The 24,105-nt window shown below is 73.9% G+C and carries 23 protein-coding genes; 14 read left to right on the top strand and 9 right to left on the bottom strand.

Annotation, left to right across the window (positions count from 1 at the left end; all coding sequences use genetic code 11):
- The first annotated feature begins 7 nt into the window (after positions 1 to 7).
- Complete coding sequence (locus tag ACFVQZ_RS22405; protein WP_383625280.1) at positions 8 to 1,210, top strand: cytochrome P450; 1,203 nt, start codon at positions 8 to 10, stop codon at positions 1,208 to 1,210.
- Between the two features lie 5 nt (positions 1,211 to 1,215).
- Here ACFVQZ_RS22405 and ACFVQZ_RS22400 read toward each other — a convergent pair whose 3' ends face one another.
- Together ACFVQZ_RS22400 and ACFVQZ_RS22395 are read right to left on the bottom strand one after the other, a co-directional pair.
- Positions 1,216 to 2,784 carry an ABC transporter permease gene (locus ACFVQZ_RS22400; protein ID WP_383625215.1) on the bottom strand — a complete coding sequence of 523 codons (1,569 nt, stop codon included), beginning with the start codon at positions 2,782 to 2,784 and terminating at the stop codon, positions 1,216 to 1,218.
- Positions 2,781 to 3,698, bottom strand: a complete 918-nt coding sequence (locus ACFVQZ_RS22395) for an ATP-binding cassette domain-containing protein (protein WP_383625212.1) — start codon at positions 3,696 to 3,698, stop codon at positions 2,781 to 2,783. Before ACFVQZ_RS22395 ends, ACFVQZ_RS22400 begins: the two co-directional genes overlap by 4 nt.
- Positions 3,699 to 3,790: 92 nt before the next feature.
- On the opposite strand from ACFVQZ_RS22395, the gene ACFVQZ_RS22390 reads away from it, so the two are divergent.
- On the top strand, positions 3,791 to 4,300 hold the full coding sequence (locus ACFVQZ_RS22390; protein ID WP_383625209.1) for a GbsR/MarR family transcriptional regulator: 510 nt from the start codon (positions 3,791 to 3,793) through the stop codon (positions 4,298 to 4,300).
- On the opposite strand, the gene ACFVQZ_RS22385 is transcribed toward ACFVQZ_RS22390, so the two are convergent.
- On the bottom strand, positions 4,291 to 5,130 hold the full coding sequence (locus ACFVQZ_RS22385; protein ID WP_383625206.1) for a diacylglycerol kinase: 840 nt from the start codon (positions 5,128 to 5,130) through the stop codon (positions 4,291 to 4,293). The genes ACFVQZ_RS22390 and ACFVQZ_RS22385 overlap by 10 nt on opposite strands.
- 142 nt (positions 5,131 to 5,272) lie before the next feature.
- Here ACFVQZ_RS22385 and ACFVQZ_RS22380 point away from each other — a divergent pair, with 142 nt between their 5' ends.
- Positions 5,273 to 6,556, top strand: a complete 1,284-nt coding sequence (locus tag ACFVQZ_RS22380) for an adenylosuccinate synthase (protein ID WP_030497327.1) — start codon at positions 5,273 to 5,275, stop codon at positions 6,554 to 6,556.
- Between the two features lie 80 nt (positions 6,557 to 6,636).
- On the opposite strand, the gene ACFVQZ_RS22375 is transcribed toward ACFVQZ_RS22380, so the two are convergent.
- Positions 6,637 to 7,467 (bottom strand): oxidoreductase, encoded by an 831-nt coding sequence (locus tag ACFVQZ_RS22375; RefSeq protein ID WP_030497326.1) that lies wholly within the window; start codon positions 7,465 to 7,467, stop codon positions 6,637 to 6,639.
- Between the two features lie 95 nt (positions 7,468 to 7,562).
- On the opposite strand from ACFVQZ_RS22375, the gene ACFVQZ_RS22370 reads away from it, so the two are divergent.
- Positions 7,563 to 8,495 carry a LysR substrate-binding domain-containing protein gene (locus ACFVQZ_RS22370; RefSeq protein ID WP_383625202.1) on the top strand — a complete coding sequence of 311 codons (933 nt, stop codon included), beginning with the start codon at positions 7,563 to 7,565 and terminating at the stop codon, positions 8,493 to 8,495.
- Here the strand turns inward: ACFVQZ_RS22370 and ACFVQZ_RS22365 are convergent.
- The gene (locus ACFVQZ_RS22365; RefSeq protein ID WP_030497324.1) at positions 8,480 to 10,450 is read right to left on the bottom strand and encodes a serine/threonine-protein kinase; all 1,971 of its coding nucleotides are present in this window, start codon (positions 10,448 to 10,450) and stop codon (positions 8,480 to 8,482) included. The two genes, ACFVQZ_RS22370 and ACFVQZ_RS22365, sit on opposite strands and share 16 nt — an antisense overlap.
- A 60-nt stretch (positions 10,451 to 10,510) precedes the next feature.
- Entirely contained in the window at positions 10,511 to 12,067 is a 1,557-nt protein-coding gene (locus tag ACFVQZ_RS22360; protein ID WP_383625198.1) for a PstS family phosphate ABC transporter substrate-binding protein, read from the bottom strand.
- A 226-nt stretch (positions 12,068 to 12,293) separates the two neighbouring features.
- Between ACFVQZ_RS22360 and ACFVQZ_RS22355 the strand changes: the two genes are divergently transcribed.
- The 3 genes from ACFVQZ_RS22355 (at position 12,294) to ACFVQZ_RS22345 (ending at position 15,241) form a co-directional block, all read left to right on the top strand.
- The gene (locus ACFVQZ_RS22355; protein WP_030497322.1) at positions 12,294 to 13,235 is read left to right on the top strand and encodes an NADP-dependent oxidoreductase; all 942 of its coding nucleotides are present in this window, start codon (positions 12,294 to 12,296) and stop codon (positions 13,233 to 13,235) included.
- Positions 13,236 to 13,341: 106 nt separating this feature from the next.
- A complete protein-coding gene (locus ACFVQZ_RS22350) occupies positions 13,342 to 14,196 on the top strand; it encodes a VCBS repeat-containing protein (protein WP_063835387.1) in 855 nt (284 codons plus the stop codon).
- A gap of 160 nt (positions 14,197 to 14,356) precedes the next feature.
- Positions 14,357 to 15,241, top strand: coding sequence for a glycoside hydrolase family 19 protein (locus ACFVQZ_RS22345; RefSeq protein ID WP_030497320.1), 885 nt, complete (start codon positions 14,357 to 14,359; stop codon positions 15,239 to 15,241).
- A 13-nt stretch (positions 15,242 to 15,254) separates the two neighbouring features.
- Here the strand turns inward: ACFVQZ_RS22345 and ACFVQZ_RS22340 are convergent, their stop codons facing one another.
- Positions 15,255 to 16,148 (bottom strand): hypothetical protein, encoded by an 894-nt coding sequence (locus ACFVQZ_RS22340; RefSeq protein ID WP_383625192.1) that lies wholly within the window; start codon positions 16,146 to 16,148, stop codon positions 15,255 to 15,257.
- 23 nt (positions 16,149 to 16,171) lie between these two features.
- Positions 16,172 to 16,765 (bottom strand): DJ-1/PfpI family protein, encoded by a 594-nt coding sequence (locus ACFVQZ_RS22335; protein WP_030497318.1) that lies wholly within the window; start codon positions 16,763 to 16,765, stop codon positions 16,172 to 16,174.
- A 146-nt stretch (positions 16,766 to 16,911) separates the two neighbouring features.
- On the opposite strand from ACFVQZ_RS22335, the gene ACFVQZ_RS22330 reads away from it, so the two are divergent.
- From ACFVQZ_RS22330 to ACFVQZ_RS22320, 3 genes are all read left to right on the top strand, one after another.
- A complete protein-coding gene (locus tag ACFVQZ_RS22330; protein ID WP_030497317.1) occupies positions 16,912 to 18,273 on the top strand; it encodes an aspartate aminotransferase family protein in 1,362 nt (453 codons plus the stop codon).
- Between the two features lie 83 nt (positions 18,274 to 18,356).
- Entirely contained in the window at positions 18,357 to 19,070 is a 714-nt protein-coding gene (locus ACFVQZ_RS22325) for a GntR family transcriptional regulator (RefSeq protein WP_383625187.1), read from the top strand.
- Positions 19,071 to 19,182: 112 nt separating this feature from the next.
- Entirely contained in the window at positions 19,183 to 19,833 is a 651-nt protein-coding gene (locus ACFVQZ_RS22320; protein ID WP_030497315.1) for a hypothetical protein, read from the top strand.
- 26 nt (positions 19,834 to 19,859) lie between these two features.
- Here ACFVQZ_RS22320 and ACFVQZ_RS22315 read toward each other — a convergent pair whose 3' ends face one another.
- Positions 19,860 to 20,564 (bottom strand): SLATT domain-containing protein, encoded by a 705-nt coding sequence (locus tag ACFVQZ_RS22315; protein ID WP_383625277.1) that lies wholly within the window; start codon positions 20,562 to 20,564, stop codon positions 19,860 to 19,862.
- 289 nt (positions 20,565 to 20,853) lie between these two features.
- Between ACFVQZ_RS22315 and ACFVQZ_RS22310 the strand changes: the two genes are divergently transcribed.
- The 4 genes from ACFVQZ_RS22310 (at position 20,854) to ACFVQZ_RS22295 (ending at position 23,959) form a co-directional block, all read left to right on the top strand.
- Positions 20,854 to 21,189: a YbaB/EbfC family nucleoid-associated protein gene (locus ACFVQZ_RS22310; RefSeq protein WP_030497313.1), complete on the top strand. Its 336-nt coding sequence runs from the start codon at positions 20,854 to 20,856 to the stop codon at positions 21,187 to 21,189.
- Positions 21,190 to 21,250: 61 nt separating this feature from the next.
- On the top strand, positions 21,251 to 21,850 hold the full coding sequence (gene recR / locus ACFVQZ_RS22305) for a recombination mediator RecR (protein WP_030497312.1): 600 nt from the start codon (positions 21,251 to 21,253) through the stop codon (positions 21,848 to 21,850).
- A 56-nt stretch (positions 21,851 to 21,906) separates the two neighbouring features.
- Entirely contained in the window at positions 21,907 to 22,563 is a 657-nt protein-coding gene (locus ACFVQZ_RS22300; RefSeq protein WP_030497311.1) for a DUF5063 domain-containing protein, read from the top strand.
- 127 nt (positions 22,564 to 22,690) lie between these two features.
- Positions 22,691 to 23,959, top strand: a complete 1,269-nt coding sequence (locus ACFVQZ_RS22295) for an aspartate kinase (RefSeq protein ID WP_030497310.1) — start codon at positions 22,691 to 22,693, stop codon at positions 23,957 to 23,959.
- Positions 23,960 to 24,105: the final 146 nt, after the last annotated feature.

Below are 24,105 nucleotides of genomic sequence, written 5' to 3'. Positions count from 1 at the left end.
GGACGCCATGGACGCCGTCGCCGCCTTCGACCCCTGGTCCCCGGAGTTCGTCGCCGACCCGTACCCCGCGTACGCCGCGCTGCGGGAGGGCGGCCGGGCGCACTGGTACGGGCCGACCCGCCAGTGGCTGGTCCCGCACCACGCCGACGTGTCGGCGCTGCTGCGGGACCGGCGGCTGGGGCGCGCGTACACCCACCGCTTCGGCCACGAGGAGTTCGGCCGGCCGGCGCCCGACCCGCGGCACGAGCCCTTCCACACCCTCAACGACCACGGGCTGCTCGACCTGGAGGGCGCCGACCACACCCGGATCCGGCGGCTGGTGTCGAAGGCGTTCACCCCGCGGACGGTGGAGCGGCTGGCCCCGACGGTACGGGAGCTGGCCGCCGGCCTGGTCGGGGAGCTGGTCGCGGCGGGCGGCGGCGACCTCCAGGCGGCGGTCGCCGAACCCCTGCCGGTCGCGGTGATCGCCGCGATGCTCGGCGTCCCGGAGGAGGACGAGGAGCGGGCGATGCTGCGGCCGTGGTCGGCGGCGATCTGCGGGATGTTCGAGCCGAACCCGTCGGAGGAGACGGCCCGGCGGGCGGTCCGCGCGTCCGTGGAGTTCTCGGACTACCTGCGGGAGCTGATCGCGCGCCGCCGGTCGGACCCGGGCGACGACCTGATCTCGGCGCTGATCGGGGTCGGGGAGCTGACCGAGCAGGAGATGATCTCCACCTGTGTGCTGCTGCTGAACGCCGGCCACGAGGCGACGGTGAACACCGCGACCGGCGGGGTGTGGACGCTGCTGCGGCACGGGAAGTGGGCCCCGTTCCCGGATCCCGAAAAGTTGTCCACAGCTGTGGATGAACTGCTCCGCCACGACACACCGCTCCAGATGTTCGAGCGCTGGGTCCTCGACGACATCGAGCTCGGCGGGACCGTCATCCCGCGCGGCGCGGAGGTCGCGCTCCTCTTCGGCTCCGCCAACCGCGACCCGGCCGCCTTCGGCCCCACCGCCGACGCCCTCGACCTCACCCGCGCCCCCAACCCCCACCTCAGCTTCGGCGCCGGCGTCCACTACTGCCTCGGCGCCCCGCTGGCCCGCCTCGAACTCGGCGCGATCCTGGCCGAGTTGCTGCGGCAGGCGCCGGGTCTGCGGCTCGCCGCGGACCCCGTCCGGAGACCCGGCTACGTGATCCGCGGCTTCGAGGCGCTGCTCGTGGAGGTCTGAGCCGGTCAGACCCGGAGGTCGCGCCGGCGCAGCGCCACCAGCCCGGCCGCCGTCAGCACCGCCGCCAGGCCCGTCAGCAGGAGCGGCGGCAGCCACGCGGGATCGCCGCCCGGCAGCTTCGGCAGGTGTGCGTACGGGGACACGTCCAGGACCGCCCGGGGCAGGTCCAGCGCCGGGCCCACCCAGCCGAGCGCCAGGCACAGCCCCGCCGCGCCCCAGCCGGCCCCCGCTGCCGCGGGCACGGCGCCCCACAGCAGGACCGCCACCGCGGCGAGCGTCCAGACGGCCGGGAGCTGGGCGAGCGCGGCGCCCAGCAGCGGGCCGAGGTCCCGCCCGTACGACAGGCCCAGGCCGAGGCCGCCCAGGGCGAGGACCAGCGCGGGGCCCGTGAAGGCGGGCACGAGGTGGCCGGCCGCCCAGCGCAGCCGCCCCAGGGAGCCCGCGAGGAGCGGTTCGGCGCGCCCGGAGGTCTCCTCGGTGTGGGCCCGCAGCACCGCGCCGACCGCGTACAGCCCGGCGAGCATCCCCAGCAGCGAGACCATCGTGGCGAGGAAGGCGTCGGTGAGCGCGGTCTGCCCGCCCATCCGCGCGAAGATCTCGCGCGTCCTCTCGTTGTCGCCGACCAGCTCCGCCGCCCCCTCGGCCATGCCGCCGAAGACGAGCCCGCCGAGGAGGAAGCCGAGCCCCCAGCCGAGCAGCGCGCCGCGCTGGAGCCGCAGGGCCAGCGCCCCGGCGGAGCCGAGCCGGCCGGTCGCGGGGCCGGGCCGGGTGGCGAGGAAGGAGGCGCCGACGTCCCGGCGGGCGGCGAGCCCGTACGCGAGGGCCGTCTGGGCCAGCACCACGGCGGCGACCAGCAGCGGGACCCACCAGCGTTCGCCGCCGTAGGCGCGGATGTTCTCGGCCCAGCCGAGCGGGGAGAGCCAGGTGAGGACGGAGTCCCCGGAGGCGTCACCGGAGTCGCCCGCCGCACGGAGCGCGAACGCCAGGCCGAGGGCGCCGCCGGCGAGGCCCTTGGCGAGCCGGGCGCTCTCGGTGAGCTGCGCGGCGAGCGCGGCGGCGGTCGCGAAGACCATGCCGGTGCCGCCGACGGCGAGACCGAGCGCGACCGCCCCGGCGAGGCCCTGCCCGGCCAGTCCGGCGACGACGAGGAGCGCGGCGGCGGCGTTGAGGGCGAGCGCGGCGAGCAGCGCGGCGGTGAGCGGCGCGCGGCGGCCGACCGCGCCGGCCGAGAGCAGTTCCTGGCGGCCCGTCTCCTCCTCCTCTCGGGTGTGCCGGACGACGGTGACCAGCGAGGCGACGGCGGCGAGGACGGCGGCGAAGGTGCCGAAGCGCCAGGCGACGAGCCCGCCGAGCGAGTCGGCGAAGACCGGCCCGTAGAGGGAGCGCATCGAGCCGTTGGCGGTCATGGAGGCGGCGAGTTCGGCGCGGGCGGCGGCCGTGTCGTACAGCCCGCCGAGGGAGCCGGGGCCGATGGCGACGAGGCCGCCGGCGACCAGGGCCCACAGGGGGAGGGCCAGGCGGTCGCGGCGGAGCGCGAGCCGGGTGAGGGTGCCGGTGCCGGCGAGCGCGGTCACGAGGCCGCCTCCGCGTCCGCGCCGGCGGCGTCGTCGGAGTAGTGGCGGAGGAACAGCTCCTCCAGCGTGGGCGGGGTGCTGGTGAGGGAGCGGACGCCGGCGGCGAGCAGGGCGGCGAGGACCGGGTCGAGCTTGTCGGTGTCGACCTGGAGGCGGACCCTGCGGCCCTCGGCGCGCAGGTCGTGCACGCCGGCGAGACGGTCCAGGCCGTCGGGGACGGCGGCGAGTTCGGCGGTGACACTGGTGCGGGTGAGGTGGCGCAGCTCGGCGAGCGAGCCGGACTCGACGGTGCGGCCCCTGCGGACGATGGAGACCCGGTCGCAGAGGGTCTCGACCTCGCTGAGGATGTGGCTGGAGAGCAGCACGGTGCGGCCCCGGTCGCGGGCCTCGCGGACGCAGTCCTGGAAGACCTCCTCCATCAGCGGGTCGAGGCCGCTGGTGGGCTCGTCGAGGAGGAGGAGTTCGGCGTCGGAGGCGAAGGCGGCGACGAGGGCGACCTTCTGCCGGTTGCCCTTGGAGTAGGTGCGGCCCTTCTTGGTGGGGTCGAGCTCGAAGCGCTCGACGAGCTCCGCGCGGCGGGCCGGGTCGAGGCCGCCGCCGCGCAGCCGCCCGTACAGGTCGATCACCTCGCCGCCGGAGAGGTTGCGCCAGAGGGTGACGTCGCCGGGGACGTACGCGAGGCGCCGGTGCAGGGCGACGGCATCGGTCCACGGGTCGCCGCCGAGCAGCCGGACGGTCCCGGAGTCGGCGCGCAGTAGTCCGAGGAGGACGCGGAGCGCGGTGGACTTGCCGGCGCCGTTGGGGCCGAGGAAGCCGTGGACCTCGCCGGTGGCGACGGTGAGGTCGAGTCCGTCGAGGGCGTGGGTGCGGCCGAACGACTTGTGGAGTCCGGTGACGCTGAGGGCGTTCGTCATGCTTCGGAACGTACGCTTCTTTCACAAATTTGTGAAGTTAAGGATCCGTATAAAGTCGGAGGCGAGGGGCGAACGAGGGAGACGATGACGCCATGACCAGCAGCAGCGACCAAGGAAACGGTCAGGGAGGCGATCAGGAGGCCGTGTCCCGGTTCGTGGAGCGCTTCGCCGCCGAGATGACCGAGGCGGGCATGCAGCGCATGGCCTCCCGGGTCTTCGCCGCGCTCCTCGCCTCCGAGACGGCCTCGCTGACCTCGGCGGAACTCGCCGACCAGCTCAGGATCAGCCCCGCCGCCGTCTCCGGCGCCGTCCGCTACCTCACCCACGTCGGCATGGTCGCCCGCGAGCGCGAACCCGGCACCCGGCGCGAGCGGTACGTCCTCCACGACGAGGTCTGGTACGAGACCTTCACCCGCCGCGACCAGATCCTGGTCCGCTGGGAGAAGGTCCTCCGCGACGGCGCCGCCACCCTCGGCCCCGGCAGCACCGCCGGCGCCCGCGCGGCCGAGTCCGCCGACTTCTTCGCCTTCCTCCGGGAGGAACTGGCCTCCATGACCGAGCGCTGGAAGGCCCGCCGGGCCGAGCGGGCCGCTCAGGACTGAGGCCGGGCCTCCACCGCCGGCACCGGCTCGCGCGGCAGCGTCAGGCCCCAGCCGGCCGCGCGGACCGTCCAGGTGCGGCGCCGCACCGGGCCCGTCACCCGCCCGTCGGCGCGGTAGCGGAAGTCCGGGCCGGACACCGTCAGGGTGCCCGCGACCACCCGGCGCGGCGCACCGGCCGGCCCCGCCGGGAGCACGCTCACCTCCGCCGTACCGCCGCCGCCGTCCGCCGGGCGGGCCGTCACCGCCCGCACCGGCGCGTCCACGTCCGCGAGCAGCACCCCGTCCGCCTCCACCCGCAGCCGGTGCACCGGCACCGACGGCACCGGCGGCACGGCCGGCCGGACCAGGGTGCGGACCAGCGACCGGCAGGTCCCCCAGACGGACGGCGCGCTGCCGGCGGCGGGCGCGGGCAGCGCGGGCAGCCGCAGATCGCCCAGCACCACCCCGTCGCTGTCGTCCACCAGCAGGTCCAGGCTCCGCACCGCACCGTCCAGCACCGTCCGGGCCGCCGTCACCGCCGAGCGCGGCACGCCGAGCCCGTACGCGACCTCCAGCGCGTCCGGCGGACCGATCGGGACCAGCGCGAGCGGCGCCCGGTCCCGGTGCAGCAGGGCCACCGCGCGCAGCAGCGCCCGGTCGTCGCCGAGCACCACGGGGCGGCGGGAGCCGCGCCGGGACAGGGCACGGGAGAATTCCTCGGGGGAGTCCGGCAGGCAGATCTTCGCTTCCGCGCCCGCGGACAGGACATCCTTCGCGATCCGTACGGACTCGCCGTCACTTCGGCGGGCGACCGGGTCGACGATGACCAGCAGCTGGTCGTGATCCGACACCTCGGTCCTTCCTCGGGTAGTCTCTTTGTGCAAGAGCCCCTTGCGCTATTGCGCCAGGGGCTTCGTCTATTCCGGGGCACACCGGTGAGGCGGCGTAGGCCCCCTGACCTTGGAATGCCCCCTCCGGAAGGGGTGTACGCCTGTGCCCGCACTTGTGCTGCTCGGTGCTCAGTGGGGTGACGAGGGCAAGGGAAAGGCCACCGACCTGCTCGGCGGCTCCGTGGACTACGTGGTGCGTTACCAGGGCGGCAACAACGCCGGCCACACGGTCGTCGTCGGCGACCAGAAGTACGCGCTCCACCTCCTCCCCTCCGGAATCCTCTCGCCGGGGTGCACCCCGGTCATCGGCAACGGCGTCGTCGTCGACCCCGCGGTCCTGCTCTCCGAGCTGAGCGGGCTGAACGAGCGCGGCGTCGACACGTCCAAGCTGCTCATCAGCGGCAACGCGCACCTGATCACCCCGTACAACGTCACCCTCGACAAGGTGACGGAACGGTTCCTCGGCAAGCGCAAGATCGGCACCACCGGCCGCGGCATCGGCCCCACCTACGCCGACAAGATCAACCGCGTCGGCATCCGGGTCCAGGACCTGTACGACGAGTCGATCCTCACCCAGAAGGTCGAAGCGGCCCTGGAGCAGAAGAACCAGCTCCTCGCCAAGGTCTTCAACCGCCGCGCGATCGAGTCCGGCCGGATCGTCGAGGAGATGCTCCAGTACGCCGACCAGATCAAGCCGTACGTCGCCGACACCACCCTGATCCTCAACAACGCCATCGACGAGGGCAAGGTCGTCCTCTTCGAGGGCGGCCAGGGCACCCTCCTGGACGTGGACCACGGCACGTACCCCTTCGTCACCTCCTCGAACCCGACCGCCGGCGGTGCCTGCACCGGCGCCGGCGTCGGCCCGACGAAGATCAACCGGGTCATCGGCATCCTCAAGGCGTACACCACCCGCGTCGGCGCCGGCCCGTTCCCGACCGAGCTGTTCGACGAGGACGGCGAGGCGCTGCGCCGCATCGGCGGCGAGCGCGGCGTCACCACCGGCCGCGACCGCCGCTGCGGCTGGTTCGACGCGGTCATCGCCCGCTACGCCACCCGCGTCAACGGCCTGACCGACTTCTTCCTCACCAAGCTGGACGTGCTGACCGGCTGGGAGCAGATCCCGGTCTGCGTCGCGTACGAGATCGACGGCAAGCGCGTCGAGGAGCTGCCCTACTCGCAGACCGACTTCCACCACGCGAAGCCGATCTACGAGACCCTGCCCGGCTGGTCGGAGGACATCACGAAGGCCAAGACCTTCGCGGACCTCCCGAAGAACGCGCAGAACTACGTGAAGGCGCTGGAGGAGATGTCCGGCGCCCCGATCTCCGCCATCGGCGTCGGCCCCGGCCGCACCGAGACCATCGAGATCAACTCCTTCCTGTAAGGACCCGCACGGCCGGAGGGCCCGCACCCCCCGGGGGTGCGGGCCCTCGGCGCAGGGGTGCGGGCCCTCCGCGTTCTCGCTCAGGCGTCCAGCTTCGTGTCCCGGCCGACCTTGTCCCAGGCGGTCAGGTCCGCGCGGACCTGGTCCAGGTGGGCGTGGATGGTGTCGATCGCGTCGTCGCCCAGCGCGAGCCGCAGCGGGGTCTCGTCGGCGTCCAGGGCCGCCAGCACCGCGCGGGCCGCCTTCGCCGGGTCGCCCGCCTGGCCGCCGTCGCCGGTCTCGACGTACGCGCGGGTGGCACCGACGGTCTCGGCGTAGTCGGCGATCCCGTCGCCGCTCAGGCTGCGGTTGCCGAAGAGGCTGGTGCGGAAGGCGCCCGGCTCCACGATGAGGACGTCGATGCCGAGCGGACGGACCTCGGCGGCCAGCGCCTCGGACATGCCCTCCAGGGCGAACTTCGTCGCGCTGTACGCGCCGAACCCGGCCATCGACATCTGCCCGCCGACGCTGCTGAGCTGCACGATCGCCCCCGAGCGGCGGGCCCGCATGTGCGGCAGGACGGCACGGGTCAGGGCCGCCGGCCCGAAGACGTGCACGTCGAAGAGCGAGCGCAGCTCCTCGTCGGAGGTCTCCTCGACCGAGCCGACGTGGGTGCGGCCCGCGTTGTTGACCAGGACGTCGATCCGGCCGTGCCGCTCCACGACCCCCGCCACGACCCGCTCGACCGCCGCCGCGTCCGTCACGTCCAGGGCGACCGGGTCGACCTGGTCCGGGTGGGCGGCGACCAGGTCGTCCAGGGTCTCCGTGCGGCGCGCGGCGGCGACGACCACGTCCCCGGCGGCGACCGCCGCCTCCGTGAACGCCCGCCCGAAACCGCTGTTGGCACCCGTGACCAGCCAGACCCTGCTCATCGCCGCTTCTCCCCTCGGTCATGTCCTCCGTGTGACAACAAGCCTGCCCGGCAGGAGAGTTGGGCGTCCAAGATCTGTCGTGATAGCCAGGAGGCATGACCGAGAAGGATGTCCACGGCCGCGACCTCAGGTACTTCCTCGCCGTCGCCGAGGAACTGCACTTCACCCGGGCCGCCGAGCGCCTCTACGTGTCCCAGCCCGCGCTCAGCAAGCAGATACGGGCGCTGGAGCGGCAGCTCGGGGCGCCGCTCTTCGACCGCGACCGCCACGGCGTCGCCCTCACCCCGGTCGGCGAGGCCCTGCTGCCCCACGCCCGCACCGTGCTCGCCGCCTGGGAGGAGGCCGCCGGGGCCGTGCGCCGCGCCCGGGAGGCCGCGGACGGCACCCTCACCGTCGGGATGAGCACCAGCCCCAGCCGCGACGGCCTCCTGCCGGCGATCCGCTCCCGCTTCACCGGGACCCACCCGGCGGCCCGGCTCCGGCTGCGGCAGGTCGGCTGGGAGGACCCCACGGCCGGTCTCGCCGACGGCGGCAGCGACCTCGCGTTCGTCTGGCTGCCGCTGCCCGGCGCCGCACGCTTCCGCTGGGTCGTCGTCGCCACCGAACCCCGGCTCGTCGCCCTGCCCGCCGGGCACCGGCTGGCCGCCCGCGACGTCCTGGACTTCGCCGAACTCCTCGACGAACCGTTCCTCGCCCTGCCCGACACCGGCCCCGAACTGCGCGACTACTGGCTGGCCACCGACTGCCGGGACGGCCGGCCGCCGGTGATCGGCGGGGTGATCGCCAGCGCCGACGAGACGTACGAGGCGCTGGTCGACGGCCTCGGGATCTGCCTCGTCGCCACCGGAAACACGCCCCTGATCGCCCGCGACGGCGTCGTCACCCGCCCGGTCCGCGGGGTGCCGCCCAGCAGCTTCGCCCTCGCCTGGCGCGCCGGCGACACCCGCGCCCTCGTCCGCGACTACGCCCGCGCCGCCGCGGCCGTCGTCCGCTCCACCCGGAGGCCCGCCCCTCAGTCGAGCCGGTGATACTCGCCCGGCTCCGTGTCCGCCATCGGGTAGACCTGAAGGATCTCCTCGCCCTTGTACGTCGTCAGGACCATGTAGCTGCCCAGGTGGTCGCTCACGCACTCGGAGTCCCCGCCGGGCTCCAGGGTCATCGGCCCCAGGACGTACGGGGGCGTCGAGCTCGCCAGGATCGCCGTCCGGGTGCAGTTGACCGAGTCTGCCAGCGTGTTGCCCTCGTCGTCCGTCCGCGGGTAGACGTTCGTCGCGCGGAACACCGTCGCGCCGACCGCCCCCTGGGTGATCGTCACCTCGTCGGTGTAGCGGTCCGCCTCCGGGCCTTCGACCAGCGGCTTCATCCGCCAGCGGCCCAGGTACTTCGCGGGCAGGACCTCCGACCCGGTGCGCGCCTTGTGGAAGGTGGCCTTCGCGGTGCCCGAGGACCACTCCAGGACCTCGGGGGAGCGCAGGGTGAGGGTCTGGTGCGCGGCGGCCAGGCACCGCTGCGGCGGCACGCTGGTCGTCACGTCCGACTCGCCGAGGACCACCTTGTCCTCGTCGGCGGAGACCAGCCGCGAGCGGCCCATGCACAGCCGGTTGTCGCCGACGTGCGTGTAGACGGCGGTCTTCGCGCCCGGCGCACCCTGCACCAGCTCGATCCGGATCGTCTCGCGCGGGATCTCCGGGCTGCCCTGGAGGACGCCCTCCCACGCGCCGAGGAAGACGGCGGGCACCGCCCCGGCGGGCCGTGCGGAGACGGTGCCGGAGCCGGTCGCCCTGCCGTCGCCGCCGGTGCCCGTGCCCGGGCCGCCGAGTGGCCAGAAGGCGTAGCCGATCCCGGCCGCGGCGGCCACCGCGACGGCCGCCAGCGCGGCCGTCAGCACCCGCCGCCGGGTCCGGGGGGCCGGGCGCTCCGGACCCGGCTCCGGGGCGGGGGCGGGGGCGGCCGGGCCGGCCGTCGCGTCGCCGGGACCCGCGCCGCCCCGCGTACGGTCGCCGGCCCGGCCGCCGGACTGTCCGCCGGTCTGTCCGCCGGGCTGTCCGCCGTCCGGGCCGCCCTCCTGTCCGGCCGTGTCCCGGGCGCCCGCCGCGCTCTCCGCCTCCAGGAGCCGCGCCGCGTGCCGGCCGAGCCGGACCAGCACGTCGGCCGGCAGCCACGGGTCGGGGAACGGCAGCGTCCCGGCGATCTCGGCCGCCGTCGGCCGGGCCGCCGGGTCCTTCGCGAGACAGGCCCGGATCAGCCCGGTCAGCTCGGGCGCCACACCGGTCAGGTCCGGCTCGTCGTGCGCGATCCGGAACATCAGCGCGTGCACCCCGCTGTCGGAGGTGCCGAACGGCGAGCGGCCGGTCGCCGCGTACGCGAGGACCGACCCCAGGCAGAAGACGTCGGAGGCGGGGCCGAGCCGTTCGCCGCGCACCTGCTCGGGCGACATGAAGCCGGGGGAGCCGACGACGGCGCCGGTGCTGGTGAGCCCGCCGTCGGTGACGGTGTCCACGGCCCGGGCGATGCCGAAGTCGATGATCCGGGGGCCGTCGACGGTCAGCAGCACGTTGGACGGCTTGAGGTCGCGGTGGACGAGCCCGGCCGCGTGGATGTGGTCGAGGGCCCGGCCGAGCCCGGAGCCGAGCGCCCGGACGGTCGCGGGCGGCAGCGGCCCGTACTCGTCGCCGACGACCGTGCGCAGCGACGGCCCGGGGACGTACCCGATGGCCACCCAGGGGGAGGCGGCGTCGGTGTCCGAGCCGAGGACGGGCGCGGTGCCGGTGCCGCCGACCCGCTCCAGCGCCTCGACCTCGCGGGCGAAGCGGCGCCGGAACTCGTCCTGGGCGGCGAGTTCGGCGTGCACGACCTTCACGGCGACGGTCCGTCCGCCGGCCGAACGCGCGAGGAACACCCGGCCCATGCCGCCGGCCCCGAGCCGGCCGACGATCCGGAACGGGCCGATGCTGACCGGGTCTTCCGCGTTCAATGGCTCCACGTGGCAAGAGGATGCCAGACCCGCGCAGCCCCCGGTCGCGGTCCGGGTCACGGTCCGGTGTCAGCCTTCCCCGCAGATCCGCAGGCCCTTCGGGGTCGCGCACGGCAGGTGTCCGCGGGCGCGCGCGATGTCCTGGCCCCGGCCGCGCGCGAGGTAGGCGAGGAAGCTCGCGGTGAGGGAGTCGCTCGGCGGGTCGCCCCAGGTGTAGGCGTACTCGATCTCCCGGTACGGGTACGGGGAGGCGCCCAGTTCGTCGAGGACCGGGCCGCGGCCGTCGAGGTCGACGCGGTGCACGCCCTTCGCGGCGGCGACGGCGCCGAGTTCGGCGTAGCCGAGGGCGCCGGGGAGGCGGGCGACGGTGGCCAGCACCTGGGCGGTGGAGTCGAGTTCGCAGCGGACGACGCGTGCCTCCGGGTCGTCGACGGTGGCGCAGTCGCGTGAGGAGTTGGCGGGCTCGTTGCGGCCGAGGACCCGGCGCTGGAAGACCTCGCGGGTGCCGGAGTTCGCGTCCCGGCTGACCAGCAGGACGGGCAGGTCGGGGAGGTCCGGGGGGAGGCCGGGGCCGGTGAGCTGGTTCCAGCGGGTGACGTCGCCGCGGTAGAGGGAGCGGATCTGCTCCAGGGTGAGGGAGCGGACCGGGACGGAGTCGTGGGTGACGACGGTGAACAGCGAGACGGCGACCATGTGGGCGCGCAGCTGGGGGTGGCCGCCCGGGCCGGGCCCGTCGGAGAGGGCGACGACGGCGGGGGAGCCCTCGCTCCGGGCGCCGGTCTCGGCGAGGTCGCGGACGCCGGAGGTGGAGCCGTCGGCGTCGACGGTGATCCGGGCGCCGGCGCAGTCCTTCTGATAGGCGGCGGCCACCTCGCGGACGACCGGCGCGAAGGCGGTGGAGCCGGTGACGATGAGGTCACCGCGGGCGCAGCCGATGGGCGGCGGGGCCTGTTCGCGGACGATGAGCGCGGCGAGGGCGACGACGCAGGCGGTGAGGACGACGGTGACGGAGCGGGCGGCGGGGGAGAACCGGCCGGCCTGGTCGTCGGGGGTGGTGGAGCGGTTGCGGCGGATGGAGCCGCCGGCGAGGGTGCCGTGCACCTTGATGTCGCGGTCGGCGACGGGGCCGGAGAGCTGGACGAGGAGCTTGAAGTACTGGCCGGTCTCCAGGGCGACGCGGGGGACGAGGACGGCGTTGCCGCTGCGGCCGAGCCGGGGGGCGCTGTCGAGGTCGTCGCGGACGGCGTGCCGGCCGGGCGGGACGGTGGCGACGACGCCCCGGACGGTCACCGGCGGGGCGCCGAAGGTGATGCGGAGGGCGTGGTCGGGGGCGGTGACGCCGTAGTCGTCGAGGCTGATGTCGAGGTCGCGGTCGTTCTCGATGCGGAGCAGGACGAGGGTGGCGCCGGCGGCGGCGCTGCCCAGCACCTCGCCGTCGTGGAGGGTCATCACGCCGCCGTCCTGGTCGTCGCCCTCCTTGTGCAGCGGGGTGTTCAGCTGCACGCGGTAGCCGAGCCGCTTGCGCTGCGGCTTGAAGCGGTCGATCCAGACGGCGCCGACCGAGACGAGGACGCCGAGGAGGGCGGTGGTGACGGCGACCACGTTCTCGGCGGTTATCCACTCCATGGCCGGGACGGTACGGACGGGTGTGCGAGCGCGGGGGTGGCGTAGCGGCCGGACACGTGGATTTCGCCGCGCGTTCAGCGGGGCCGTCGGGGGCGCCGGGGGACATCGGGGACCTGCTCCGGGGGGCGGCGGGGCGGGGTCGTCCGGGTGGGCGGACAGCGGTTGCCTGGCCCGGAGAGGCGTGGATGTAATGACCGTGAGGGGGCCCTTCCGGAGGAGGAACCCCATGCGTGTCGTCGAAGTGACCGCCTACGGCGGACCCGAGGTCCTGGCCGCGGCCCGCCGGCCCGAGCCGGACCCGGCGGACGCCCCGGGCCGGGTCCGGGTGCGGCTGAAGGCCGCCGGCGTGAACCAGGCGGACCTCAAGATCCGCTCGGGCCGGCTGGCGGCGGCGCTGGGCCCGCTGGCCCCGCCGTTCGTGCTCGGCTACGACTTCGCCGGGGTCCTGGCGGACCCGGCGCCGGGCCTGCCGGAGGGCACCCGCGTGGCCGGTTTCGTGCCCTGGGTGGCGGAGGCGACCGGTGCGGGGACGTACGCGGAGGTCATCCTGGCGGAGCCGGCCTGGCTGGCGCCGGTCCCGGACGAGGTGGACTTCACGGCGGCGGCCTCGCTGCCGCTGTCCGCGCTGACCGCCGCGCAGGCGCTGGACCTGCTGGCGCTGCCGGAGGGCGCGACCCTGCTGGTCACGGGCGCGAGCGGGGTGGTGGGCCGGTACGCGGTGCAGCTGGCGGCGCGGGCCGGGCTCCGGGTGATCGCCCTCGGCAACCCGGGCGACGCGCACGAGCTGCGGGTCCTCGGCGCCGACGGGGTGGTGGACCGCGGGGCTCCGGAGGACGTGATCACCGGGGTGCTGGGCTTCGCGCCGGACCGGGTGGACGGCGTCCTCGACACGGCGCTGATCGCCGATCCGCTGCTGCCCGCGGTGAAGGACGGCGGTGTCTTCGTGTCCGCCTCCGGTGAGCGGATGCCGGTGGCCGAGCGGGGCGTCCGGGTCGACACGGTGGTCGGCCGCCCGGACGCGGCCCGCCTGAAGGAGCTGCTCGAACTCGTCGCCGCGGGCGGCCTGGCGACCCGGGTCGCGGACGTGCTGCCGCTGGAGCAGGCGCCGGAGGCGCACCGGCGCGCGGAGGAGGGCCGCCGGCCGGGCCGGATCGTGCTGATGATCTGACGGCCGGGGAGGGAACGGGAAGGAAAACCGCGCGGTTTCGGACAACCCTGGGGGGCCTTCGCGGGTCGGAAGGGTGACAGCGAAACAACACAGGGGGAATGCGCACATGTCCGCACGACACAGGCCCGGAATCCGAGCGGGCCTCCTCGCCACCGCCGTCGCGGTGGCGACGGCCACCGGCGCGTCCTCGGCGGTCGCCGCCCCGGCCGCCGACCCGGTGGCGCCCGTCTTCAACCTGTACGGCGTCCACCAGCAGACCCGCGACCTGTGGGAGTGGCACCACGACGGGCCCCACCTCACCAGCGACCTGGCCCTCCCGGCCGACCAGTCGGGCCTCGCCGACATCATCACGGTCGACAACACCGGCGACGGCTACGGCGAGGCCAAGTGGACCCTCCACAAGGACGGGCGGCTGGACTTCGCCGGCATGGTCGGCGACTTCTGGCAGTCGACGAAGACCGTGGGCAAGGGCTGGAACATCTACCCCGAGGTCCTGTCGCCCGGAAACCTCGGCGGGGCCGCGGAGGCCGACCTGATCGGCCGCGACACGGCCGGCGTGCTGTGGAGCTACCTGGCCTACCCGGACGGCCGCCTCACCACCCGGATGCGGGTCGGCGGCGGGTGGAACGCGTACGACCAGCTCGCGGGCCAGGGCGACCTGACCGGTGACGGCAGGGCCGACATCGTCGCCCGCGACAAGACCGGCGTCCTGTGGCTCTACAAGGGAACGGGCGACTACAAGGCGCCGTTCGCGAGCCGTACGCGGATCGGCGGCGGGTGGAACGCGTACGACCGGCTGGTGTCGCTCGGCGACGACAACCAGGACGGCAAGGTGGACCTGCTCGCCCGGAAGACGACGGGCGAGGTGGTCAGCTACGCGGGCACCGGCGACGCGGCGAAGCCGTTCAAGGCGCCGGTGCCGTTCATGGGCGCGTACATGAAGAACTTCAACCTCCTGTAGACGGAGGCGACTTCGCGCGCGGGCGGCTCCGACCCGGTTCACCGGGCCGGGGCCGCCCGCCGTTTCCCCGGGCATCCGCGGCGAGTTCTGGTCTAGACCTTGACAGGTACAGACCAGTGCCGGTTCGCTGGCCTTCCCCCCACCGGAAGGACGACAGCGCATGCGACGTCTTCTCGCCCTCCTCGCCGCCCTGTGTACGGCGTTCGGGCTCGCGGTCCTGCTCCCCGCCACCGCCGGCGCGGCCCCCGCCTGCGTCACCGCCTGGAACTCGGGCCAGGTCTACACCGGCGGCATGACCGCCTCGTACAACGGCCGCAACTGGTACGCGAAGTGGTGGACGCAGAACGAGCGCCCCGGCACCAGCGACGTCTGGCGCGACGAGGGCGCCTGCGGCACCGGCGGCGGGGGCGGCACCCCCGACCCCTCCGGATTCGTCGTCACCGAGGCCCAGTTCAACCAGATGTTCCCGAACCGGAACCCCTTCTACACGTACGCCGGTCTGGTCGCCGCCACCAAGAAGTACCCCGCCTTCGCCGGCACCGGCAGCGACACCGTGAAGAAGCAGGAGGCCGCGGCCTTCCTCGCCAACGTCGCCCACGAGACCGGCGGCCTCGTCCACATCGTCGAGCAGAACACCGCCAACTACCCGCACTACTGCGACGCGAAGCAGCCCTACGGCTGCCCCGCCGGCCAGGCCGCCTACTACGGCCGCGGCCCGATCCAGCTCTCCTGGAACTTCAACTACAAGGCCGCCGGCGACGCCCTCGGCCTCGACCTGCTGAACAACCCCTGGCGCGTCGAGCGCGAGCCGGACGTCGCCATGATGACCGGCCTCTGGTACTGGAACACCCAGAACGGCCCCGGCACCATGACCGCCCACAACGCCATGGTCAACGGCGCCGGCTTCGGCCAGACCATCTGGGCCATCAACGGCGCCCTGGAGTGCAACGGCGGCAACCCCGCCCAGGTCCAGAGCCGCGTCACCAAGTACCAGCAGTTCACCCAGATCCTCGGCGTCCCGACGGGCCCGAACCTGTACTGCTAGCGGCCCCGGCGCCCTACGAGCTCGTCCTGACCACCCAGGTCAGGGCGAGCGCGGGCGCGAACGCCCCGGCGAACGCCGGCAGCCGGGCGAACCCGGCCACCTGGAACTCCAGCGCCACCGGCAGCAGCAGCACCACCCCCGCCAGCAGGATCCCGAGGGCCGGCAGGTGCACCACCGGCCGGAAGCGCCGCGCCCGCCGCACCGCGGCCACCCCGATGTACGACTTCAGCATGCCGCCGGCGACGATCGCCCACGGCCACACGAAGAACACGGCCAGCCAGGTCACGGTCGCCCCGTCCAGGCCGACCCGGTCCTGCTCGCTCACCGGCCCGTCCGGCGCCCCCGGCGCGAAGTACACCGCCAGCTCCGTGCCCGGCACGGGCGGCTCCGGCGCCGTGGAGTACCCCTGCACGGTGACCTCGCGGGCCCCGTCCCGGAACGGCACCCGCACCACGACGTCGGTCAGGTAGTACGGGTCGTTGTCCTCGCCCTTCGGCACGTACTCCGGCTTCCCCGCCAGCCGCACCACCGGCACCCGGTGCTCCCCGTACCCCGCCGCCTCCATCCGCTCCTCCCACTGGCCCCGCGCGCTGCTCGGCGTGAAGAGCAGGAGGAGCGCGGTCACGGTGGACACCGGGACCCCGAAGGCGAAGAGGTACGGCAGCACCCTGTTGTCCGGCCGCCTCTTGCGCGGCGGCGCGTCGAGGTGCCCCTTCCCCCGCAGCCGGTACGAGGCCGCCACCCAGCCCGCGGCGCACAGCGCCGACACCCCCGCGAGCGCCACCTCCGGCACCAGCGGCGGATACGCGGACACCTGCGCCAGCGCGCACACCACCGCCGCGACCGCGGCCCCGACCGTCCCCCTCCCGAAGGCCCTGGTGGCGGCACTGCCCCCCGACGTGTCCATGACGCGCAGCTCGTTCCGCCGGTTCAGCCGTTCAGTTCCTCGAACGCGGCCGGGTCGGAGTGGTGGAACAGCCGGTACCAGGCGTCCCGCTTCCCCTCGTACGCGCCGAGCCGGCCGAAGATCTCACGGGCGAAGGCGACCGGCTCGGTCGGCCCGGCGGTGATCAGGTCCCCGTCGGTGACCGCGTCGGCCTCCACGTACCGCTCCCCGCCCGCGTACCCCGTGGCGGCGAGGTAGAAGGACGCGGCGCTGGTGTGCGCCCGGTCGTCGAGCAGGCCCTCCCGGGCGAGCCCGGCGGTGGCGCCGCAGATGGCGGCGACCGGCACCCCGGCGTCCAGGAACGCGCGGGCGGCGGCGGTGAAGGGGGCGAGCTCGTCGCCCTCGTCGTACTTCTCGGCCCCCGGTAGGATCAGCAGCGCGCTGTCCTCGGGCCGCAGGTCGGCCAGGGCGAGGTCGGGGACGATCCGCATCCCGGCGATGGTGGTGACGGGCTTCCCGGCCTCGGCGCCGACGGTCCGCACGGTGAAGCCGTCCCGGGCGAGCCACGCGGTGGCGTGCCCCGTCTCCCAGTCGGCGAGGGTGTCGTACACGGCGAGGTGAACGGTCCTGGAGGTCATGACGGCAGGCTGTCGCGCCCGACCGCGCCCTGTCCACCGGGAATCCGCGGCCGCCGTCCCGCAGAGCACAGTGTCGCGTCCGGCGCGTTCTCGGTGGACAAGATGGTGATGGCCGTCCCACCTGCGGTTCCTTACAGTGCGGAGGCATGACCCCTCATGTCGTACCCGACCCCCAGGCCGGCGCCGCCGTCAAGGCCGCGGACCGCGCGCACGTCTTCCACAGCTGGTCCGCCCAGGGCCTGATCGACCCGCTCGCCGTGGCCGGCGCCGAGGGGTCGTACTTCTGGGACTACGACGGCAACCGCTACCTCGACTTCACCAGCGGCCTCGTCTACACGAACATCGGCTACCAGCACCCCAAGGTGGTCGCCGCGATCCAGGAGCAGGCCGGGAAGCTCGCGACCTTCGCGCCCGCCTTCGCCGTCGACGTCCGCTCCGAGGCCGCGCGCCTCATCGCCGAGCGCACCCCCGGCGACCTGAACAAGATCTTCTTCACCAACGGCGGCGCCGAGGCCGTCGAGAACGCCGTCCGGATGGCCCGGCTGCACACCGGCCGCCACAAGGTGCTCTCCGCCTTCCGCTCGTACCACGGCGCCACCTCCACCGCGATCAACCTCACCGGCGACCCGCGCCGCTGGGCCTCCGACACGGGCTCGGCGGGCGTGGTGCGCTTCTGGGCGCCGTTCCTCTACCGCTCGCCGTTCTACGCCGAGACCGAGCAGCAGGAGTGCGAGCGCGCCCTCGCGCACCTGGAGGACACCATCGCGTTCGAGGGTCCCGGCACCATCGCCGCGATCATCCTGGAGACCGTGCCCGGCACCGCCGGCATCATGGTCCCGCCGCCCGGCTACCTCCCCGGCGTCCGCGCGATCTGCGACAAGTACGGCATCGTCCTCGTCCTCGACGAGGTCATGGCCGGCTTCGGCCGCACCGGGAAGTGGTTCGCCGCCGAGCACTTCGACGTCGTCCCCGACCTGATGACCTTCGCCAAGGGCGTCAACTCCGGCTACGTGCCGCTCGGCGGCGTCGCCCTCAGCGAGGAGATCGCCGCCACCTTCGAGACCCGCCCCTACCCCGGCGGCCTCACCTACTCCGGCCACCCGCTGGCCTGCGCCGCCGCCGTCGCCACCATCCGGGTGATGGAGGAGGAGGGCGTCGTCGAGCACGCCGCCCGCATCGGCGAGACCGTCCTCGGCCCCGGCCTGCGCGAGCTCGCCGAGCGCCACCCGTCCGTCGGCGAGGTCCGCGGCATGGGCGTCTTCTGGGCGCTCGACCTGGTGAAGAACAAGGAGACCCGCGAGCCGCTCGTCCCGTACAACGCGGCCGGCGAGGCCAACGCCCCGATGGCCGCCTTCGGCGCCGCGGCGAAGAAGAACGGCCTGTGGCCCTTCGTCAACATGAACCGCACCCACGCCGTCCCCGCCTGCAACGTCACCGAGGACGAGGTCAAGGAGGGCCTGGCCGCCCTCGACGCGGCCCTCACCGTCGCCGACGAGCACACCGCCTGACCCGGCGGCCCCTGGGGCCCCCTCCCGAGGGACCGGGACTGGACTAGAGTCTTCCGGAACCTCACGGAGGGGGCCCCGCCCGCATGCCCGGTACGTCCGCGAACAGCGCCGTCACCCGCAGCACCCTCAGCCGGCAGATCGCGGACGCGCTCCGTGACGAGGTCCTCGCGGGGCGTCTCCAGCCCGGCCAGGAGTTCACCGTCAAGCAGATCGCGGAGCAGTACGGCGTCTCCGCCACGCCCGTCCGCGAGGCGCTGGTCGAGCTCTGCGCGGCGGGCCTGCTCGACTCCGACCAGCACCGCGGCTTCCGCGTCCACCGCTTCTCCGTGGCCGACTACCGCGCCATGGCCGAGGCCCGGATGCTCGTCGTCGACGGCATCTTCCGCCGCCACGCCCCGTACGCGCGGGCCCCGCTGCCCGAGCCGGACCCCGGCGTCGGCGTGGTCCTGGTGTCGATACGCCGCCGGGGCGAGGCCGCCGCCCGCGCCGCCCGGGCCGGCGACCTGGACGTCCTCATCGGCTACGACCTGCGCTTCTGGCACGAGCTGGGCCGGCTCGTCGCCCGCAACGAGCCCCTGGCCGACTTCCTGCACCGCCTCCGCGTCCAGGCGTGGGCCTTCTCGGTGCCGTACCTGCGGGCCGAGCGCGACCTCCACGGATGGCTGTGGTCCGGGCACGTGGAGCTGATCGACGCCGTCACCCGCGGCGACGCCGAGGCCGCCGTCGGCGTCTTCCGCGCCTACCACGCGCACTCCCTGGAGTGGGCCGACCGCCTGGAGGCCCGGACCGGCCGGTGACCCCCGGGCCGGTTGAGCCGCCCCTTCCCGGGGCAGGCCTCCCTCGGGTGGGCGTCGTCGGTGCCGCCGACTACCCTGGCCCTCCCCGGAACTGACGGAGAGCGAGCCTCCCTTGGCCTGTGACCTGTGGCTGGTCCCCCTCGTCGACGTGCTGTGCCACAGCCCCGACAACCCCTTCGCCGAGGACCTCGCGGCGTACGACGCCGTGCTCAGCGCCTCGGGCCTGCCGACCGTGCCCGTGTACGCGTACATGCCCGGGCTCTCCGGTGACGTCGCCCCGGTCGCGGGCTTCGACTACGAGGCCCTGCACTACCTGCGCCGCGCCTACCTGCTGGCGGTCTGCGGGCTCCCGGTCGAGCCCGTCGGTGAGCTCGGCGGGGACTACGAACAGCTGCTGGAGATGTTCGAGGCGACCGCCCAGCAGTCCCACCTGGTCTGGCACTACGACCACGCCGGCGCCTACGTGCCCGTCGACTTCCCGGTCCCGCTCTCCAGCGACGAACTGCTCGCCGGCGGCGGCCCGCTCGGCTCCTCGTACGGCCTGCTGCGGGAACTGGAGTTCGTCGCCCCGGCGCTCGGCATCGACCCGGCGAACCCGCCGGCCGCCCCGGCCCCGCCCGCCCGGCCCACCGAGCTGGAGGAGCCGGCCGCCCCGGTCCCGTACGACGGCGGACCCTTCGCCCGGGAGCGGCACGTCTGGCTGGGGCTGCACGCGGCGGCCACCCGCAGCCTCGCCCAGGGCTCGATGATCATGCTGAGCTGACGGCGCGACGGCCGGCCCGGAGGCCCTCAGCGGGTCTCCGGGGGCCGCTGCCGCGGCATGTTCGGCCGGGTGCCCGGCGGCAGCGGGAAGCGCCCCGAGGGGTGCGCCGTCTCCGGCCGGGCCGGTACGACCCCGACCGACTGGAGCGCCAGCGGCGCCGGTCCCGAGCGGAACTCGACCATCCAGTCCGCGGTCTCCGCCCGCACCAGCTCCGTGACGTCATCCGAGAACCGCCGCAGCACCCCGAGGCACCGCTCGGCGGCCTCGCTCGCCGTCCCCTCGGTCGGGCCCAGCACCTCCCGCACGCTCTCCGACGCCCAGTCGAACTGGAGCGCCTGGAGCCGCCGCTGCACCGCCTGCGCGGTCGCCACGTCCCTCATCCAGCCGGACGTCAGCCCGAAGTACCGGTCGCAGGCCAGGCAGGCGGCGCCGAGCAGCAGCGACAGATAGCCCCAGCCGGCCGTGCCCTCGGCGGCCCCGGTCAGGTCGAGCAGCGGCAGCGCGGCCCCGGCGATCACGCCGAGCGCGGTGCCGACCCGCAGCGCGCGGGCGCAGCGGCGCTTCCAGACCCGGTCCGAGAGGTACCACTCGGCGGTGCGCAGGGCGTTGGCCTCCACCCAGCGGTAGAGCTCGTCGAGGCGTTCGGCGGGCTCGCCCCAGTCGCCCAGGGGGAACGGCTTCCCGGTCAGATCTCTGTCGACGGCTTCCCCGGGCTGCCCCGGCGGCTGCATCTCCGGCTGGTGGCTCACCGGGGGACTCCTCTGCTCAGCCCAGCGTTCGTGGCGCTCGTGACCTTCTGTGACGTGCGGTGCACGTGGTGCCTGCCCTTCCTACCGCCGAATGGTGGGCGGTGGGCCCGGAATCCCGGGATTTCCGCCCGCAAGAGGGTGTTGATCAGGTAGAGGAGCCCGCAGTTTCTCACCCGAAAGAGTTGTCGCGGCGGCGCGGTCCCCGACCGCGTAGGCTCGGAACACCGGTTCCCGACGGGACCGGCCGACGTCTCAACCACGAGGAGTGACCGTGATCCCCGGTGGCGGCCAGCCCAACATGCAGCAGATCTTCCAGCAGGCGCAGAAGATGCAGCAGGACCTCGCCCGCGCCCAGCAGGAGCTCGCCGCGACCGAGGTCGAGGGCCAGGCGGGCGGCGGCCTGGTCAAGGCGACGGTGACCGGCTCCGGCGAGCTGCGCGCCCTGGTGATCGACCCGAAGGCGGTCGACCCGGAGGACACCGAGACCCTGGCCGACCTGGTCGTGGCCGCCGTCCAGGCCGCGAACGACAACGCGCAGCAGCTCCAGCAGACCAAGCTGGGCCCGCTGGCGCAGGGCCTCGGCGGGATGCCGGGCCTGGGCTTCTAGGGAGCACGTCCAGCCACTACCGTAAGAGGGCAAGGCCGCACACCCCGGGAAGGGCGTTCCGTTGTACGAAGGCGTGGTCCAGGACCTGATCGACGAGCTGGGCAGGCTGCCCGGCGTCGGTCCCAAGAGCGCGCAGCGGATCGCCTTCCACGTCCTGCAGGCCGAACCGGTGGACGTGCGCCGGCTGGCGCACGCGCTGCTGGAGGTCAAGGAGAAGGTCCGGTTCTGCGCGGTCTGCGGGAACGTGGCGCAGCAGGAGCAGTGCACCATCTGCCGCGACCCGCGCCGGGACCGGACGGTGATCTGCGTGGTCGAGGAGCCGAAGGATGTCGTCGCGATCGAGCGGACCCGCGAGTTCCGGGGGCGGTACCACGTCCTCGGCGGCGCGATCAGCCCGATCGAGGGCGTCGGCCCCGACGACCTGCGGATCCGGGAGCTGCTGGCCCGCCTCGCGGACGGGGAGGTCACGGAGCTGATCCTGGCGACCGACCCGAACCTGGAGGGCGAGGCCACCGCCACGTACCTGGCCCGGATGATCAAGCCGATGGGGCTGAAGGTCACCCGGCTGGCCAGCGGGCTGCCGGTCGGCGGCGACCTGGAGTACGCCGACGAGGTGACGCTGGGCCGTGCCTTCGAGGGACGGAGGCTGCTAGATGTATGACGACCGGGCGCGGGAGGACCGGGCCGGTGCCGGTGAGGTCTCAGGGAGGCTCCTCGATGTCTGATCCCACGCTCCACTCCGTCACGCAGAGCCCCGACGACTTCGCGGTGCAGATCGCGGACTCCGTCGAGAGCTTCATCGTGGCCACGACCGAGGTCGCCAAGGGCGACGAACCGGACAGCGCGGTGCCGTTCCTGCTCCTGGAGGTGTCCCAGCTGCTGCTCGCGGGCGGCCGGCTGGGCGCGCACGAGGACATCGTCCCGGACGAGCGGTACGAGCCGGACACGGGCCCGGAGCCGGACGTGGACGAGCTGCGGGAGCGGTTCGCGGTGATGCTGGAGCCGGTGGACGTCTTCTCCGAGGTCTTCGACCCGTACGAGCCCCGCAAGGCGCCGGTCCCGGCCCGCATCTCGGACAACCTCGCCGACATCGTCGCGGACCTGCGGCACGGTCTCGCCCACTACCGGGCCGGCCGGACCTCCGAGGCCCTGTGGTGGTGGCAGTTCTCGTACTTCTCCAACTGGGGCCCGACCGCCTCGGCCACCCTCCGCGCCCTGCAGTCCCTGGTGGCGCACGTCCGCCTCGACCAGCCGCTGGCGGCGCTCGACGGCCTGGACATCGACGAGGACCTGGCCGACGACGACCTCGCCGAGGAGGCGGGCCGGGTGATGATCCAGGAGATCGCGGGGCCGCTGGGGCTGAAGGGGCTCTAGCGCCCGGAGTGATCACGTTCTGAGCACCGTGTCTCAGGATGTGATAGCGGATCGGCGTTTTCCGGTCGCTCGTTAGACTGAGCCGACCGCAGCACCGGCTGTGGCACCGACCGAGCGAGGAGCGCACGTGGGCCTTGTCGTGCAGAAGTACGGAGGCTCCTCCGTTGCCGATGCCGAGGGCATCAAGCGCGTCGCCAAGCGGATCGTGGAAGCCAAGAAGAACGGCCACCAGGTGGTCGTCGTGGTCTCCGCGATGGGCGACACGACGGACGAGCTGATCGATCTCGCCGAGCAGGTCTCTCCCATGCCTGCCGGACGCGAGTTCGACATGCTGCTGACCGCCGGAGAGCGGATCTCCATGGCCCTGCTGGCGATGGCGATCAAAAACCTGGGCCACGAGGCCCAGTCGTTCACCGGCAGCCAGGCGGGTGTCATCACCGACTCGGTCCACAACAAAGCGCGCATCATCGATGTCACGCCGGGCCGCATCCGCACCGCCCTCGACGAGGGCAACATCGCCATCGTCGCCGGCTTCCAGGGCGTGTCCCAGGACAAGAAGGACATCACCACCCTCGGCCGCGGCGGCTCCGACACCACGGCCGTGGCGCTTGCTGCCGCGCTCGACGCCGAGGTCTGCGAGATCTACACCGACGTCGACGGCGTCTTCACCGCCGACCCGCGCGTGGTGAAGAAGGCGAAGAAGATCGACTGGATCTCCTTCGAGGACATGCTGGAGCTCGCCGCCTCCGGCTCCAAGGTGCTGCTGCACCGCTGCGTGGAGTACGCGCGCCGCTACAACATCCCGATCCACGTCCGCTCGTCCTTCTCCGGACTCCAGGGCACGTGGGTCAGCAACGAACCGACAGGGGACAAGGTGGAGCAGGCCATCATCTCCGGTGTCGCCCACGACACCTCCGAGGCGAAGATCACCGTGGTCGGCGTGCCGGACAAGCCGGGCGAGGCCGCGGCCATCTTCCGGGCCGTCGCGGACGCCGAGATCAACATCGACATGATCGTGCAGAACGTGTCGGCGGCCTCCACCGGTCTCACCGACATCTCCTTCACCCTCCCCAAGGCCGAGGGCCGCAAGGCCATCGACGCCCTGGAGAAGGCGAAGGGCGCCATCGGCTTCGACTCGCTCCGCTACGACGACCAGATCGGCAAGATCTCCCTCGTCGGCGCCGGCATGAAGACCAACCCGGGCGTCACCGCGGACTTCTTCCGCGCCCTGTCCGACGCGGGCGTCAACATCGAGCTCATCTCGACCTCCGAGATCCGCATCTCGGTCGTCACCCGCGCCGACGACGTCAACGAGGCCGTGCGCGCCGTCCACACCGCCTTCGGCCTGGACAGCGACTCGGACGAGGCCGTCGTCTACGGCGGCACCGGGCGCTGACCCCGCCGCCCCCGTCCCACCCGCCGCGCCCGGCCGCTTCCCCGCGGCGGGGCGCGGTTCTCGTTCCGATTGCGGTGACTTCGCAGGTTCTGTGAACATCCTGTGAGCAATTCGGCGGCGGAACCCCCTTGAACTGCGGTGATGTG

Source organism: Streptomyces sp. NPDC057854 (assembly GCF_042797055.1).
Taxonomy (GTDB): domain Bacteria; phylum Actinomycetota; class Actinomycetes; order Streptomycetales; family Streptomycetaceae; genus Streptomyces.
The sequence above is the reverse complement of the archived record's forward strand: the minus strand, read 5'-3'. Positions and strand labels throughout refer to the sequence as shown.

Excerpts from the sequence above, each read along its gene's own strand:
- ACFVQZ_RS22405 (WP_383625280.1), top strand. The coding sequence starts at position 8 with ATGGACGCCGTCGCCGCCTTCGACCCCTGGTCCCCGGAGTTCGTCGCC.
- ACFVQZ_RS22395 (WP_383625212.1), bottom strand. The coding sequence starts at position 3,698 with ATGACGAACGCCCTCAGCGTCACCGGACTCCACAAGTCGTTCGGCCGC.
- ACFVQZ_RS22390 (WP_383625209.1), top strand. The coding sequence starts at position 3,791 with ATGACCAGCAGCAGCGACCAAGGAAACGGTCAGGGAGGCGATCAGGAG.
- ACFVQZ_RS22375 (WP_030497326.1), bottom strand. The coding sequence starts at position 7,467 with ATGAGCAGGGTCTGGCTGGTCACGGGTGCCAACAGCGGTTTCGGGCGG.
- ACFVQZ_RS22370 (WP_383625202.1), top strand. The coding sequence starts at position 7,563 with ATGACCGAGAAGGATGTCCACGGCCGCGACCTCAGGTACTTCCTCGCC.
- ACFVQZ_RS22360 (WP_383625198.1), bottom strand. The coding sequence starts at position 12,067 with ATGGAGTGGATAACCGCCGAGAACGTGGTCGCCGTCACCACCGCCCTC.
- ACFVQZ_RS22355 (WP_030497322.1), top strand. The coding sequence starts at position 12,294 with ATGCGTGTCGTCGAAGTGACCGCCTACGGCGGACCCGAGGTCCTGGCC.
- ACFVQZ_RS22350 (WP_063835387.1), top strand. The coding sequence starts at position 13,342 with ATGTCCGCACGACACAGGCCCGGAATCCGAGCGGGCCTCCTCGCCACC.
- ACFVQZ_RS22345 (WP_030497320.1), top strand. The coding sequence starts at position 14,357 with ATGCGACGTCTTCTCGCCCTCCTCGCCGCCCTGTGTACGGCGTTCGGG.
- ACFVQZ_RS22340 (WP_383625192.1), bottom strand. The coding sequence starts at position 16,148 with ATGGACACGTCGGGGGGCAGTGCCGCCACCAGGGCCTTCGGGAGGGGG.
- ACFVQZ_RS22335 (WP_030497318.1), bottom strand. The coding sequence starts at position 16,765 with ATGACCTCCAGGACCGTTCACCTCGCCGTGTACGACACCCTCGCCGAC.
- ACFVQZ_RS22330 (WP_030497317.1), top strand. The coding sequence starts at position 16,912 with ATGACCCCTCATGTCGTACCCGACCCCCAGGCCGGCGCCGCCGTCAAG.
- ACFVQZ_RS22325 (WP_383625187.1), top strand. The coding sequence starts at position 18,357 with ATGCCCGGTACGTCCGCGAACAGCGCCGTCACCCGCAGCACCCTCAGC.
- ACFVQZ_RS22315 (WP_383625277.1), bottom strand. The coding sequence starts at position 20,564 with ATGCAGCCGCCGGGGCAGCCCGGGGAAGCCGTCGACAGAGATCTGACC.
- ACFVQZ_RS22300 (WP_030497311.1), top strand. The coding sequence starts at position 21,907 with ATGTCTGATCCCACGCTCCACTCCGTCACGCAGAGCCCCGACGACTTC.